The organism is Croceicoccus marinus, from assembly GCF_001661675.2.
GTDB classification, from domain to species: domain Bacteria; phylum Pseudomonadota; class Alphaproteobacteria; order Sphingomonadales; family Sphingomonadaceae; genus Croceicoccus; species Croceicoccus marinus.
In genome coordinates, this window is sequence record NZ_CP019603.1 from 703,075 (window position 1) to 717,559 (window position 14,485).

At 62.4% G+C, this 14,485-nt stretch carries 12 protein-coding genes and 5 pseudogenes; 8 read left to right on the top strand and 9 right to left on the bottom strand.

Annotation, left to right across the window (positions count from 1 at the left end; translation table 11 throughout):
• Positions 1–87 precede the first annotated feature (87 nt).
• The 3 genes from A9D14_RS17320 to A9D14_RS17330 all read left to right on the top strand — a co-directional run bounded on the left by A9D14_RS17320 (position 88) and on the right by A9D14_RS17330 (position 2,531).
• A complete protein-coding gene (locus A9D14_RS17320) occupies positions 88–1,053 on the top strand; it encodes a fumarylacetoacetate hydrolase family protein (RefSeq protein WP_066850604.1) in 966 nt (321 codons plus the stop codon).
• 81 nt (positions 1,054–1,134) lie between these two features.
• Entirely contained in the window at positions 1,135–2,142 is a 1,008-nt protein-coding gene (locus A9D14_RS17325) for a sugar phosphate isomerase/epimerase family protein (protein ID WP_066850605.1), read from the top strand.
• Positions 2,142–2,531, top strand: coding sequence for a C-glycoside deglycosidase beta subunit domain-containing protein (locus tag A9D14_RS17330; RefSeq protein ID WP_066850606.1), 390 nt, complete (start codon positions 2,142–2,144; stop codon positions 2,529–2,531). Before A9D14_RS17325 ends, A9D14_RS17330 begins: the two co-directional genes overlap by 1 nt.
• Before the next feature lie 102 nt (positions 2,532–2,633).
• Here the strand turns inward: A9D14_RS17330 and A9D14_RS17335 are convergent, their stop codons facing one another.
• From A9D14_RS17335 to A9D14_RS17360, 6 genes and pseudogenes are all read right to left on the bottom strand, one after another.
• On the bottom strand, positions 2,634–2,855 hold the full coding sequence (locus tag A9D14_RS17335) for a hypothetical protein (RefSeq protein WP_066850607.1): 222 nt from the start codon (positions 2,853–2,855) through the stop codon (positions 2,634–2,636).
• 55 nt (positions 2,856–2,910) lie between these two features.
• Entirely contained in the window at positions 2,911–3,060 is a 150-nt protein-coding gene (locus A9D14_RS19685; protein ID WP_157668294.1) for a hypothetical protein, read from the bottom strand.
• A gap of 653 nt (positions 3,061–3,713) precedes the next feature.
• Positions 3,714–4,607 (bottom strand): annotated as a pseudogene (locus A9D14_RS17345) (IS3 family transposase); the annotation flags it as partial.
• Positions 4,608–4,645: 38 nt separating this feature from the next.
• A pseudogene (locus A9D14_RS17350) lies at positions 4,646–5,801 on the bottom strand (IS3 family transposase).
• Between the two features lie 64 nt (positions 5,802–5,865).
• Positions 5,866–6,057, bottom strand: a pseudogene (locus tag A9D14_RS20520) (IS21 family transposase); the annotation flags it as partial.
• Between the two features lie 310 nt (positions 6,058–6,367).
• Positions 6,368–6,595, bottom strand: a pseudogene (locus tag A9D14_RS17360) (transposase domain-containing protein); the annotation flags it as partial.
• Positions 6,596–6,901: 306 nt separating this feature from the next.
• Between A9D14_RS17360 and A9D14_RS17370 the strand changes: the two are divergent.
• Both A9D14_RS17370 and A9D14_RS20525 read left to right on the top strand, forming a co-directional pair.
• A complete protein-coding gene (locus tag A9D14_RS17370; protein ID WP_066847877.1) occupies positions 6,902–7,081 on the top strand; it encodes a hypothetical protein in 180 nt (59 codons plus the stop codon).
• Positions 7,068–9,140 carry a recombinase family protein gene (locus A9D14_RS20525; RefSeq protein ID WP_066842370.1) on the top strand — a complete coding sequence of 691 codons (2,073 nt, stop codon included), beginning with the start codon at positions 7,068–7,070 and terminating at the stop codon, positions 9,138–9,140. The genes A9D14_RS17370 and A9D14_RS20525 overlap by 14 nt, the downstream gene beginning before the upstream one ends.
• Before the next feature lie 30 nt (positions 9,141–9,170).
• Here A9D14_RS20525 and tnpC read toward each other — a convergent pair.
• The 3 genes and pseudogenes from tnpC to tnpA form a co-directional block, all read right to left on the bottom strand.
• Positions 9,171–10,595 (bottom strand): annotated as a pseudogene (gene tnpC, locus A9D14_RS17380) (IS66 family transposase); the annotation flags it as partial.
• 60 nt (positions 10,596–10,655) lie between these two features.
• Positions 10,656–10,997 carry an IS66 family insertion sequence element accessory protein TnpB gene (tnpB, locus tag A9D14_RS17385; RefSeq protein WP_066843954.1) on the bottom strand — a complete coding sequence of 114 codons (342 nt, stop codon included), beginning with the start codon at positions 10,995–10,997 and terminating at the stop codon, positions 10,656–10,658.
• On the bottom strand, positions 10,994–11,371 hold the full coding sequence (gene tnpA / locus A9D14_RS17390; RefSeq protein WP_066843951.1) for an IS66-like element accessory protein TnpA: 378 nt from the start codon (positions 11,369–11,371) through the stop codon (positions 10,994–10,996). The genes tnpB and tnpA overlap by 4 nt, the downstream gene beginning before the upstream one ends.
• Positions 11,372–11,750: 379 nt before the next feature.
• Between tnpA and A9D14_RS17395 the strand changes: the two genes are divergently transcribed.
• The 3 genes from A9D14_RS17395 (at position 11,751) to A9D14_RS17405 (ending at position 14,365) form a co-directional block, all read left to right on the top strand.
• Positions 11,751–12,581: a hypothetical protein gene (locus A9D14_RS17395; protein ID WP_066850612.1), complete on the top strand. Its 831-nt coding sequence runs from the start codon at positions 11,751–11,753 to the stop codon at positions 12,579–12,581.
• A gap of 135 nt (positions 12,582–12,716) precedes the next feature.
• Positions 12,717–13,109, top strand: a complete 393-nt coding sequence (locus A9D14_RS17400) for an HNH endonuclease (protein ID WP_066850613.1) — start codon at positions 12,717–12,719, stop codon at positions 13,107–13,109.
• Positions 13,106–14,365: a type II toxin-antitoxin system HipA family toxin gene (locus tag A9D14_RS17405; protein ID WP_066850614.1), complete on the top strand. Its 1,260-nt coding sequence runs from the start codon at positions 13,106–13,108 to the stop codon at positions 14,363–14,365. Before A9D14_RS17400 ends, A9D14_RS17405 begins: the two co-directional genes overlap by 4 nt.
• The last annotated feature ends 120 nt before the right edge of the window (positions 14,366–14,485 follow it).

Below are 14,485 nucleotides of genomic sequence, written 5' to 3' on the forward strand. Positions count from 1 at the left end.
GATGACCGGGGCAGGCGCGGTGCCTGTCGTTCCGACCGCCTTCGCATGCCGCCATGGCGCCAGCCCCAAAAAATTCCGGAGTATCCCATGAAATTCGCCACGCTTCGCAACGACACGCCCGATGGGCAACTGATCATGCTGTCCTCCGACGGCACGCACGCATTGCCGGTGGGTAAGGCGGCGCCTTCGATGCTGGCGCTGGTTGAGCGCTGGGACGAGGCGCAGGACGCGCTGGCGCAGACTCGCCAACGGCTGGAAGCCGGCGAGGGCACACCGGTGCCGGAAGGCGGTCTTGCCGCGGCCATGCCGCGTTCGTGGCAATGGCTCGACGGATCGGTGTTTCCGACGCACGGCGAACTGATGCAGATCGCGTTCCATTTGCCGCCGATCGAGACCGACCGCCCGCTGATGTACCAGGGCATGTCCGACCGCTTCTATGGCCCACGGGACGACATCCCGTTCCCCAGCGCCGAACACGGCATCGATTTCGAGGGCGAATACGGGATCATCACCGACCACGTGCCGATGGGCACCTCGGCGGAAGAAGCGATGGACCGCATCCGCCTGCTGGTGCAGGTCAACGACTGGTCGCTGCGCGCCATTGCCCCGATCGAGATGAAGACCGGCTTCGGCTGGGTGCAGGCCAAGCCCGCATGCTCGATGGCGCCGGTCGCGGTCACGCCCGACGAGCTGGGCGACGCATGGCGCGACGCGCGCATCTGCCTCGATCTCGAGGTTGAGCTGAACGGCAAGCGTTTCGGCCATGCCAATGGCCGCGAGATGGCGTTCGGCTTTCACGAGCTTGTCGCCCATGCGGCGCTGACGCGCGACCTGGTGGCGGGCACGATCATCGGGTCGGGCACCGTGTCCAGCCCCGATTACGCGTCTGTCGGGTCGAGCTGCATTTCCGAAGTCCGCGCGATCGAGATGATCGCCGATGGCGAGCCGAAGACGCCTTTCATGTCCGCGGGCGACCGCATCCGCATGACGGGCCGGGCCGCCGACGGCTCTGCCCCGTTCGGCACCATCGACCAGAAAGTCGTGCTGGCGTGACCGGCCCGGACCCGCGCCGGGCATTCATGCCCCTATCCCGCAATCCCGCCGATCGACCGGCATAACCAAGGAGCCCATCGAATGGCATCCAAGATCCGCAGGGGCGTCAGCCTCTATAGTTTCCAGGAGGAGATGTTCCTCGGCCAGATGAGCGTGGAGGACTGTGTGTCCTTCGCCGCGTCCATCGGTGCCAAGGGCATCGAGGTCCTGCCCGAACAGAACATGCCCAGCTTTCCGAACGTCACCGATGCCGAGATCGCGGGCTGGCACGAGATGCTGGAACGGCATGGCTGCCATTTCACCTGCTATGACATGTTCCTCGACACCAAGCTGCGTAACGACCGGCTGCTGACCGATGACGAGCAGGTCGAGAGCATCCGCCGCGACCTGACCTTGTGCAACCGCATGGGCATCCGCAACATGCGCGTGCTGATCTTCGTGCGGCCCGACATCCTGGAACGCTGCGTCCCTTATGCCGAGGAGCTGGACGTGCACATGGGCGTCGAGGTCCATGCGCCGTGGTATCTGGACCACCCGTGGATCCTGCGCACGATCGAGGTCGCGGACCGGCTGAACACCAGGCACCTGGGTATCCTGCCCGATATGGGCATCTTCATGAAGCACTATGTGCCCGAGATGCGCGCCCGTTTCGAACGCGAGGGCGCGCGTCCGGAAATCACCCAGTTCATCGTCGACCAGCACGAGGAAAAGGTGATGTGCGAATACACCATCTACGAGGTCGCGGTGAAGATGAAGGGCAACCCGACCGAGATTCGCATGGCCGAGACATTGCGCCACGCGCCCTTTGCCAATCCCAAGCGGATCGGGGATTTCGCGCCCTATTTCCGGCACATCCAGGCCAAATTCTATGGCATGACCGAGGATTGCCGTGATCCGGCGCTGGCCTATGACGAGGTGATCCCGGAACTGGTGAAGGCAGGCTGGGAAGGCACGCTGTCCAGCGAATACGAAGGCAATCGCTGGGTACAGGACGTCGAGGACGTCGACAGCCGCGAACAGGTGCGCCGCCAGCACGAGATGTTCAAGCGCCTGCTGGGCGAAACCGCAAACGGGCAGGAGGACGCCTGATGTTCGACAAATACACCATCGATCCCGACAGCGTCACCGACATCGGCCCCGCGGACAGCCCGACCGGTTTCAGCTTCACCACCAAGCTGGGCTATTATCGCGGGCTGACCCTGTCGATGCTGGAGGAGCTGACCGTGGCCGTGGACGGCAAGGAACTCCCGCGCGAGGCGGTGAGCTTCGACGACGGCAATGGCCCGATCACGCTGGAGGAGATGGAGACCGCCTATGACCGGCGCTGGAACTTTGGTGCTCCGGCCACGCTGTCGGTCACCTATCCCGGCGGCTTTCCCAAGGGCGAGCACACTCTGTCGCTGAAGCAGAGCCTGCGCATCAGCTATATGCCGTTCCCGGCGGTGCGCTTCACCGAAAAGACCATCGTTAAGGGCTGACGACATGGCGGCCTGCCAATCGCTTGGCAGGCCGCGCTTGGCCGGTGTTTTATCGCCGGTGTATTATCGGAACCGCGATCGCAGCGACGCTGCCCCCGCGGTTCAGGTTCGGATGGCCAGTTCCGCGCGCTGCTGCGCAAGGTCGGCCATTTGCGCCTTACTCCACGCGCAGGCGGCCGCAGCCCCCAGCCCGTGCCGAAGGACGCTGATCCGCCCGGCGATCGAGGAAGCGCCGGCAGGCCCTGCCAGCAAGTCGTCATCGTTCGCAGCGGCAGCGCCGACCGGCGCGCCCTGGCGCAAGACATCGTCACGGTTCGGGTCCATCGCGCTTCTCCTGCAAGGCGGCGATGCTGGCGCATGCCGCCGGATTGATGTTGTTTCAGTCGACCATCGCAGCGACGAGGCGTCGCAGTTCGAGGATGGGTATGATGCCGGAGGCCGGGGCATTGCCCGCCGCCTGCGGCTGTCCCGCGCCAAAGCGGAGCGAGAGCGTGGGGCGCTGCTTGGCGCCTATATCGATGCAATTCATTGTCTGTCTATCCGGCGGATCATTCCGCCGCCTTTTCAAATAGTCAGCGCCCGTTCCCTTGCGGGCGGTTCACGCCGGGACCGTGCCCGGGAACCCGCTTGCGAGAGACGATCCGGCCTTTGGCCAGATCATGAGGCGCATTTCGGCTTGTACGCGGTCTTTTACGACCGATCGAATATGGAAGCGGCGGGTTTCGCCCGCTGTACGGGCGATCAGGCGGTCGCTCTTGTTCGAAAGTGCCGACGAAGCAGGCATCGGGCAGGATCTTTTCGATCAGCCCTTCCATCGAAATGAGTTCGTCCTTCGCCGGACCATATTCCTGGCGTACGGGAAATCGTCGCACCGGCGTATCCGGTACAAAGGCCATAGTGCATGATAGAGAAGCATTGGCGGGTCGCCGCCAAACGACATTGGGCCCGGCAAATCATAGTCTGTCTGAAGCAACATCAGGCACGAAATATATAACACCGGGCAAAAAAATTACAAGAGGTTTGATTTGTGGTGATCTGCGGTTTGGGTTGATGTCGTATATTAGCCACAAGCGTTTAATTCCCGGTCGTGGTTTTCGCAGAGGTGAAAAAAGCGATTTGCTTTTAATGATCGCAGGATTGAGGTGGTCCTGCCTTCTTGGACAGTTTGGCGGCAGAGTTAAGCTAATCCCGGTTTTCGTTATGCTGCCTGCTGATCATCAGATCATGGGGGGCATACCCCCCATGATCTGATTGTCCGATCCGCCGATAGGCCTCGACCGGGGTTCGTCCGGCGAGGCCTGAGTGCGGACGTTGGGTGTTGTAATAGGTGATCCACCGACCAAGACCAACCCGCAGCTCTGATCCGGTCTCGAAGGCTTGGAGGTAGACGCACTCGTACTTCAGAGATCGCCAAAGGCGCTCGATGAAGACGTTGTCCATCCACCGGCCCCGGCCATCCATGCTGATGCGGACTTCGGCATGGCGCAGCACGCTGGTGAAGGCTTGCGACGTGAACTGGCAGCTTTGGTCCGTGTTGAAGATTTCCGGCTTGCCGAACCGAGCCAGCGCCTCCTTCAGCGCCGCGACACAGAAGCCAGCATCCATCGTGTTCGACAACCGCCAAGGCCAGCACCTTGCGGGTCGCCCAGTCCATGACCGCCACCAGGTAGAGGAAGCCACGGCGCATGGGGATGTAGGTCACGTCGGCACACCGCACGTGATTGGGCCGTTCGATCGCCAGCTTGCGCAGCAGATAGGGATAGACCCGGTGCTGCGGGTGTGGATCACTAGTCCGCGGTCGTTAACAGATCGGCGTCAGCCCCATCTTCGCCATCAGCCGCCGCACACGCCGTCGACCGACCTCGTGACCCGCACGCCGCAAGTGTCGCGCCATCTGGCGGCTGCCATACCACGGGCATTCCATGAACGCCTTATCTGAAGCAGGCGACATTGTGCCGAGATCGACAAACGGTGATGAGCAGGTTCGATCATCGAACGCCTCCGCGCCACGCTCATCGACCGGAGGCTTTCCCTAAAAAAATCGCGTTCCACGACCAGTTGACCGATTTTGACGTGCTGGACTTGTAACGGTTTTGTGCCGGTCACCCATCTCACTATGCCACCTTGGCTTCGAATGCGAGCGGGCTAATGCCATCCAGATATGAATGGCGTCTGCGGGTGTTGTAGAACCCGTTGATGTATTGGAAGATGGCGGCTTCTGTTTGGCGCCGTGTTGGTCAGTTCTGCCGCCAGATCAGCTCTGCCTTCAGCGATTTGAAGAACGTCTCGACGGCGGAATTGTCGTAGCAGTTGCCTTTGCCGCTCACCGATGGTCGCAGGCCATAGGCCTGCAGTTTCTTCTGATAGTCATACGCGCAATATTGGCTACCGCGATCGGAAGGGAAAAGACATCCTGGCGGCGGATTGCGGAGGCGTACGGCCATGTTCAGTGCCCGGATCGCTAGGACCTTCTTCATCCGATCGCTGACTGCCCAGCCCACGACACGGCGGCTGTGCAGATCGAGAATGACGGCAAGATAGAGCCAACCTTCCTGCGTCCAGACATAGGTAATGTGTCCTACGGCTGCGCCTCCGTTCAGCTTCGCTTCCTCCAGCCCATTTCTGGTTGGGCGCATCGGCAACGAAATCGCCATCAAGCCAGTTCGCGGCGACACCCAGACGATGATGGCTATTGGTCGTGACCTTGTGCTTGCGGGTACGAACCGGCTTAATGGGATTGATCCGCATCAGCCTTCCTACTCGGCGCTCGCCGACATCGAGGCTGGCCTCCTTTAGTTCCATCGTCATCCGGGGGCGGCCATAGCTGACAAGTCTCAGGCTGTACTGCTCGCGAATATGCGCCAGCACCTTCATGTCCGTTCGTTCCCGGCAACTGATCGGGGGCGCGCGCCAAGAGCGATAGCCGCGCTCGCTGACCTGCAAGACACCTCAATTCCACTGGCCAACGGTGCCGCCAGCTGTGCACGAAAGCGAACCTCACGGCTTTTGGCTTGCGAAGAATTGCGTAGCCTTTTTTGGGACCTCCCTCTCCTCCCGCAGCACACGGTTCTCCAGACGAAGTCGTTCATTCTCCCGCTCTAGATCGGTATCGGGGCTGGCAGGCAAGCCATCCTGTCGATACAAACTCACCCAGCGCGTCAATGTCGACAAACCGATGCCCAGATCGGCTGCCACGCGCTTGCGCGGCAAACCGCTGGTCAATGCAATCCGCACCGCCTCGCGCTGAAATTCTTCTGAATGTTTGATCATCTCTTCGGTCTCCTTGAATGAGCAATATGCTCTCAAGTGACCGGCACAAAACCGTTACAAGTCCAAGCCGCTCCTGGAACGGCCCAAGCCGAGGCAGCGGTTGAACCGTGCGGCGATAATCGAATGCGCCTTCTGGTGCCCGGATCGCCTTGCGCACCACCTTGCGGGATAACCGCAGATCGCGCGCAATCGCCTTGATCGCCTTCCCGCTCGCGTGTTCCCGCCTAATCCGAACGACCGTCTCCACCATCGACATCCCGATCTCACCACCTGTAAAACCAGGTGGTCAACTACACCATAAGAATAAGGGGTTTCCTTTAGACGCCGATCACCCCGCTAACAGGGTCCCTTTTGCACGCCGATCCACAGACATATCCTGCAATTAGCGCCGCAGGGTTCATGGCTAAGGATGTTTCCCCCTATCCCTACAACCATGGCCTCCACACTGAGGTTCGGCCCGTCCACCATCCCGGTGAGCGGGCCGTTCTCGTTTTGAGGAAAACTTGGAAAAGGCGTATCCGTCCGGTGAAGGCCGCAGCGTGATGCCGACTTGAGTGTAGGTCGGGTTACGCGGCGATCGCGTTCCGGTGGGGCGTCCAGTTCCAGGGCAGGAGCTCGTCGAGCCGTGTGGCAGGATGATCGGCGATGCGCGCGAGGACATCAGCAAGCCATGCCTGCGGATCGACGTCGCCCAGCTTCGCGGTCTGGATCAGGGTGTAGATGATGGCGGCGCGCTGGCCGCCACGATCGGATCCGCAGAACAGCCATGCCTTGCGGCCAAGCGGCATCGCCCGTTCATTCTGCCCATGTCGGCGAAGAGCGGGAAGTTCACTATCCTTGGCATCCCTATTTCGGGCGGAAAGTCAGCGTACGGCGGGTAGAGGAGCGAGCGACGGGGCGCTTTCTCAAGGTCGAAGGCCCATCTGGCATCGTCGTTTCGATGCCTGGTTGGATGGTTGATCCGGTCGCCTGCTCCAAGATGAGAATCGGCCCGCCCCAAGTTGATGTTGCAGCGCTTTCCGATTTGAAGAGGCTGGTCACCGCGGTCGCTGCTTCACCAAACTCCCAACGCGATGATGGAGTCGCATTGGAGGAAGTCGATGAACAAGCACGACACGCCCGCACCGGCCTCGGGCAGACAGATGAGCCTGATCTTCGAGCCCCGGAGGGTGGACGGGATGAGCGAGGCGGAACGGACGAAGGCCGTAATCACGCTTGCTCAAATCCTGATGCAAGCCGCTGGCCTCGTCGTCGAGGAGCTCGGCGATGACCGGCACTGATTTAATCCCGGCGCAACTGCTGAAGCGCAAGGCCGTCGTCTACGTGCGACAATCGACACAATCCCAGGTCATGACCAACCTGGAAAGCCAGCGGCGGCAATACGACCTCGTCGACAGCGCACGTCAGCACGGTTTCACCGATATCGAAGTCATCGACGATGATCTCGGACGATCCGCGAGCGGAACCGTTGCGCGGCCCGGCTTTGATCGCCTGGTCGCATCATTGTGCGCGGGCAAGGTGGGTGCCGTGCTGTGCCTCGATGCGTCAAGGCTCGCGCGAAATGGTCGCGACTGGCACCATCTGCTGGAACTGTGCGGGCTCGTTGAAGCCCGTGTCATCGATCATGATGGCGTGTACAATCCTTGCCAGCCCAACGACCGCCTACTCCTGGGAATGAAGGGCAGCATCAGCGAGTTCGAGCTCGGCGTTCTCAGGACGCGAATGCTCGATGCCGCGAGGTCGAAGGCGCGCCGCGGCGAATTGCGGTTGTCTGTCCCGTTCGGCTACATCTGGCACCGCGAAGCGGGCCTGGGACTCGATCCCGACTTACGCCTTCAGGAGGTAATCCGGCTCATCTTTGCGCGCTTCCGAGAGCTGGGCAGTGCGCGTCAGGTGCTGTTGTCTATGAAGGCCGATGGAATCCACTTCCCGCGGCCTTCGGACGAAGGCCGCATGACCAGCTTCACATGGTTACCTATCCGCTATCGCAACGTCATCGCCGTCCTCAAAAACCCCTTCTATGCAGGTGTTTACGTCTACGGGAAAAGCGAAAAGCGGACTACCATTGTCGATGGGCGAGCGCGGCGAAGCTACGGGCATGGCAAGCCGGTCGGAACCTGGGAGGTGTTCATCAAGGAGCACCACGAGGGCTACGTCAGCTGGGAAGAATACGAGCGCAACCAGAAGCAGCTGGCCCTCAACAACTATGGCCGCGCTGGCGGCGTAAAGTCAGGCCGAGGCGGCAAGGCACTGCTGTCAGGGATCATGACGTGCGGACGGTGCGGGCGGCGACTGAGCGTTGCTTACACCGGTAACCCGCAAAGTCGGCCAGTCTACCGCTGTGACAAGCCGAACCTGATGATGGGCTTACCTCGATGCATGACCTTTGGCGGTCTACGAGTGGATGCAGCAGTTGCGCGCGAACTGCTGCGCGCGGTAGAACCCTTGGCGATCGAAGCCGCGTTCGAGGCGGAGCGGATGAACCGGGAACGACAAGAAGAGCAGCGCCAGATCCTCGACCTGGAACTCCAGCAGGCGCGCTACGAGGCCAGCCTAGCCGAGCGCCGCTACGCAGCTTGTGATCCCGATAATCGCCTGATAGCGGCGCAGCTGGAGAAAAACTGGGAAATCGCGCTCCGTCGCGTGCGGGACTTGAAGGCTCGCCAGCCTGCGGAAGGGCCCTCGACCATCGAGGCCGATCCAAATGCCTTCGCCAATCTGGCGGAAAACCTGTCGGCGGCCTGGAACGCTCCGGATGTGACGATGCGCGCTCGCCAGCAAATGCTACGTACAATGATCGCCGACATCGTCGTCGATGTCGATGATGCCGTGCGTGACGTCGTGCTCACGATCCATTGGCGGGGCGGCCAGCACTCGGAACTGCGGGTTCGCAAGCCGAAAGCCGGCGAGCACGGTTGTGCAACAGCGGAGGATGCGCTGGAGGTGATGCGCAGCATGGCGGGCCGTTGGTCCGACGAGCATATCGCCGCGACGCTGAATCGGATGGGCTTGCCCACCGGCCAAGGCAAAACCTGGACGGCGCACCGGGTCTACTCTGTTCGGCGCGTGCGAGGGATCGATGCCTATCGGTCTGCGGTGAAAGACGGCGAATGGCTCACCATGACTGAGGCGGCCAAAGCGCTTGGCACCTCAAGCCATACGATAAGACTTCTCATCAAAACCGGCGTGCTTCCGGCAGTGCAGGTCGTACCGCGCGCACCGCATCAAATCCGCTCCGCCGATTTGATGTCGGAAGCGGTAAAATCTGCGATGGCCCGAAAGGGTCGCCCGTGTCGCGTTGTTGACGCGGACATGCTTCCAATGTTTACAGATACTTGAATACGGAGTGCATAATGAAACACGCTTCGGGATGCAGCGCAGCGCGCGCTCGGCGGCGTTGTTGGTGAGGCAGATGCGGCCATCGTCGAGGAAGCGGGTGAACGCATCCCAGCGCTTCAGCATGTAGAAGCAGGCCTTGGTGAGGTCATGACCGCGCGATAGCTTAGCGACCTGCGCAGTAAGCCAGGTGTGGAGCTCGGCCATCAGCGGCGCGCTGAGTTCCTGACGGACTGCGAGCCGCTCGGCAGGACTCTTGCCGTTGATGCCGCGCTCGATGTCGAACAGGGCGTCGAGACGCTGCACGGCTTCGAGCGCGATCGGATAGATCATGCTGCTGCGCTGGCCGCGGCTCTTCTTGCGGGCTGAGCTCAGGACATCGGCGAGCTCGAAGAACTTGCGCCTCGCATGAGCAAAGCAGCCCGCTTCCAGCACGGGACCGGGGGCGCGGTCCCCGCGATAGAGATCGTTGTAGCCACTATAGGCATCGGCCTGCAGGATGCCGGACCATGCCGCGAGATGGGCTTGCGGGTGCTCGCCGCGCCGATCGCGCGAATAGTGGAACAGGGCAGCTGGAGGATCGGTGCCTGCAAAGGGACGATCATCGCGTACGTAAACCCATAATCGCGCCGTATCGGTCTTGCCCTTCGCCATGACCGGCACGGTGGTATCGTCACCGTGGATCCGGGTTGCAGCCAGAACATGCGTCTCGATGAGCTTGTAGATCGGCATCAGCGCATGGGCAGCTGCCCCGACCTGATCGGCAAGAGTCGAGAGGCTGAGCGGCACGCCTTCGCGGGCAAACCGCTCGGCCTGGCGGTTGAGGGGCTGGTGCTGTCCATACTTCTCGAACAGGAGCATCGCGAGGAAGCTGGGTCCGGCCCATCCGCGGGGCACCACATGGAAGGGCGCGGGGGCCTGCGCAATCTTCTCGCAGTCGCGGCACGAGAACTTCTCGCGCACCGTCTGGATCACCTTCCACGAGCGCGGGATGACCTCGAGCGTCTCGGTGACGTCTTCGCCGAGCTTCGAGAGCCGATCCCCACCGCAGGCCGGGCAGGAACAGGGCGCAGGCACCACGACGCGCTCGCGCGGCAGATGCTCGGGGAACGGCTTCCTTGTCGGGCGCTTGCGCTCGAGGGCGGTGACCGTGGCGGTCTTGGCCGCCGCTCCCTCGGCGATCAGGTCGTCTTCGGCGGCATCAGCCTCGAGCTCTTCGAGCTGCAGCTCCATCTGGTCGAGCAGACGGCGGCTGCGTTCGGCGCTGGGGCCATACTGCTCGCGCTTGAGCTTGGCGATCTGCAGCTTGAGGTGAGCGATCAGCGCCTCGATAGCGCTCTGGTGGGCCATGGCGTTGGCAAGCCTGGCCTCTGCCTCATCGGCCTTGCGGGCCATCGCCACCACCAGCGCCTTGAGCGCTTCGACATCGTCCGGAAGGGGCGAAATGGCGGCTTCCATAGACCGGAGTGAATCATCATCCACCCTCTGCTGCAAGGGCAAAACACCGCCTCGCGCCGATTATCCGGCGCTCTGCGGCCGCCATGTATACTGCGGGCTGCGCCAGTCGATCCCCTCCAGCAGGCAGGCCAGCTGCGAGGGGGTCAGCGACACCGTTCCCTCAGTCGCTGAGGGCCATACGAACCGGCCCTTCTCTAGCCGCTTGGCGTAGAGCGACATGCCGATCCCGTCGTGCCAGATGATCTTGATCAGCGAGCCTGCGCGGCCACGGAACACGAACAGATCGCCGCCGTGCGGATTACGCTTGAGACCCTGCTGCACCAGCAGCGCCAGGCCCTGCATGCCCTTGCGCATATCCGTGTGGCCGAGCGCGATCCACACCCGCGCGCCCGAAGGGATCATCGCAGCCCCTTCAGCGCCGCAGCGACCAGGGCCGGCGGTGCCGCCGCGAAAATGCTCAGCCGCTTGCCGCGCGGCAGGTCGATGATCATCGCGGGGTGCTCGGCAGCGCCGGCCGCCATCACATCTTCGTCGATCACCGCTTCGGCGAACACCGGCGTCGGAAGTGCCTCGGGCAGCTCTGCTTCCCGCTCCACGCCTGCATCGAGCAACTTGCGCCGCCAGGTGTAGATCAGCGCCGAAGAAATATCGTGCCGTCGGCACACCTGGGCGACGCACGCGCCCGGCGCGAAAGCCTCGGACAGGATCTGCAGCCGCTCCTCATCGCTCCACCGCCGCCGCCGCTCCGGCCCCGAAAACACCGTCACCTGACCCATCGACCACTCCTAAGCACGCTCACAAGAGCACGCTTAAGAGCGCTCGATACCTATCCACGCAAGGCGGCCCTCGCCGGAGGGGTACTGCGGAGACGTACCGGGTCGAAGCGCTGCACGCGCCATTCGGCTTCAAGGATCGGCTAAAGAGCCGCGGCTACAGGTGGGATCCGGCGAAGAAGGTCTGGTGGACCGAGCTTGGCTATCCCGCTTTCCTCGATGAGCGCGACTGGTTTGCCGAGCTTGGCCTGCCGTCCTTTGTCGCGACGCCGATCGACGCGACGCAGCGCCATCTCTGAGCACCAAGACTGACCGCCCCCCAATATCCCGAGAGGGCCCGCCGCGCGCGGGCCTTCTCGTATCTGCTTGAGGCATTTCCAATATGATCATCCTCGACCGCCAGCATCCCATCCGCAATCCCGATTGTCCCGCGATTCCGCAAAGAATGGACAAGACCATCGTCGTCGCCGACTTCGAGTTCCGCAGAGACCTTGAGAAGCACAGAGCCTATGTCAGACGCGATGGCACTTCCGCGCATTCGGAACCGCGCTGGGCCTTCGACGAGATTGTCTGCGGCTCCTACGTCGTGATCCGCTTCCCGGCAGGCGATGTGAAGAAACCGGAGGTCGGACGATTCCATACGCTGTGCCAGCCCGACATGGACGAGATCGATATCGTTGATCATTTTTTCCGGCGGGTGCTCGAGCGGGAAGTGGACGGCGATGGAGAGCCGGCAAGGCTTGCGTCGTGGGCAGGCCATTACAAGGATGACAAGGTATTGCGCCGGGTCGCGATGAGCTGGGGCGTGACCTTGCCCCGTCAGCTTTGCAATACCGATGCCCGCTGCCCCCTGCGGCTCGATATGTGCGAGGAATTCTTTTCCCGGGCGATTGGCGGTCTTCACTTGTCCGAGTTTGCGCAGGGCCAGGATCTGCCCGGCAAAGCCATACCGGCGATCGAACTGCAGAAGCACATCGTGGCGGGAAACTGGAAGGTGGTCGAGGAGCAATGTGCGGGTGACGTGCTGCTGACTGCGATCCTCGCTGCGCGCTGGCTCGCGGCGTGCGGGGAGATCGGACAGACCGGCAAGGCGTGCACGCGCGCGCTCGTCGACCGCTTCTGCGAGCGCGCGCCCACCGATTACACGCGGATGTGGGCGCGCTGGCGCAAGGAGAACCTTGGCCGCGAGATCCTGACATGCCGCGGTGGGTGAACCTCGAGGCTGCCATGCTGGTAAGCATGGTCGCCGCCGCGGCGCGATCGATACAGGCGTTAAGGGGAAGGTGGCCCCGCTCACGCCGCTGTTCTGGCCCCGGCTTCTTCTCTCGCTATAACTTTAGGACATACCATGCCAACGACCAAGCGCCGGGCGGCGCAGCGCCGCGCGCTGCGCTGGGCGCAGGCCGATATTTGCGCGGGATGCGGCGCATTCCTGCCAAGCGGCAAGCGCCTGCCGCGCCATCATCCCGATACCCCGACCTTCGACCACGTGATCGCACGCAGCGATGGGGGAGGGCGCACGCTCTCGAACGGCCTGCTCAAGCACCAGCGCTGCAATCAGCAGCGTGGAAACAAGCCGCCGACAGGATGCGACCTGCTGTGGCGCGATCTCGTGCAGGCCCGGCTCTCGATGCGGCCCCGGAGCTTCAAGCCGACCTTCCGCAGCGGGGTGCCCAATCCGCATAGCGGCGAAAGCGCCGAGGGGCGGAGCCTCATGACTATTACAGAGAAAACAACATGAATATTCAGATCCTGGACCGCCTCGCGGTCCTGTGGGGCGAACGCCTCGCCGGTGAACTCGCGCTCGATCGTAATGGCGCCATGCAATTTGCCTATGCCGAAAGCTGGCTTCGCGATCCGCAAGCGCTGCCAATCTCCTACTCGCTGCCCTTGCAAGCAGAACCGTTCGAAGGCCGTGCCTGCAATCCGTTCTTCGAGAACCTGCTGCCCGAGGAATGGCAGCGCGAGGCCGCAGCCCGCGCGCTGGGTATCTCGTCGGGCAATCCGTTCCGATTGCTGAAGGCACTGGGCGGTGACACGGCGGGGGCACTGACGCTCTGGCCCGCCGATCAGCCCGTGCCCTTCGGTCCGAGTGCAAACGCCCCAGTCCCTCTGGATAATGCCGAATTTGTCGATCTGTTCGACCGCATGGCGCGAACCCCCATGCTGGCAGGGGAGGGGACCCGCTACAGCCTGGCCGGCGCGCAGAGCAAGCTGCCGGTCGTGCTGGCTCATAACCGTATCGCACTGGCATCACCGGGGCAGGCGACCACCCATATCATCAAGCCCGAACCTGAGAGGTTCCCGGGACTGGCGGCGAACGAGGCGTTCTGTCTGACCTTGGCGAAAAGCATCGGCCTAAACGCAGCAGAAGCCGAATGGCGTTCGATCGGCGGCAGGGCTTTCCTGCTCGTGTCGCGCTATGACCGGATCACCGAAAGCGGAACGACACGGCGCTTGCACCAGGAAGACTTCGCGCAGGCGTTGGGTGTTCTTTCCTCGAAGAAATATGCAAGCGATGGCGGGCCGGTGTTCCGGGATTGCTTCGATCTCGTCAGGCGCGCCGCGACAGATCCCGAGACGGAAATTCTCAAGCTGATCGATGCTGCGCTCTTCAATCTCGTCACTGGCAATGCCGATGCGCATGCCAAGAACTTCAGCCTGTTGCGTAAAGCGAACGGAGAGGTGGCACTCGCGCCGCTCTACGATCTGGTATCGACCATTGTTTGGCCTGAGCTGTCGAACAGGTTCGCGATGAAGTACGGGCGGGCGAGGGCGCTCGAAGACATGTCGACCGGCAGCTTCGAGCGCTTCGCTGCCGATGCGGGTGTGGACTTCCAGATAGTCCGGGAACGCGGTGCTTCGCTTTGCGAGCGTATCATGCGCAGCGTCGAAGCGGGTTTGGAGACGCCAGGTCTGACCGATCGATCGGCTGTTTCGGCTCTGGCTGTCCTCATCCACGATCGCGCCGGGCGAGTATCGCTGAAACTCGTGTGACAACAGATTTGCGGAAAGAGGCCGGTTGTTTCTTTCCGTGGACCGGGCGATCGCGTAAAATGGCGGCCATGTCGCGGTACACGATCCATAAGAGCGGTAGCGTAACTTCGGGCCTGGGGC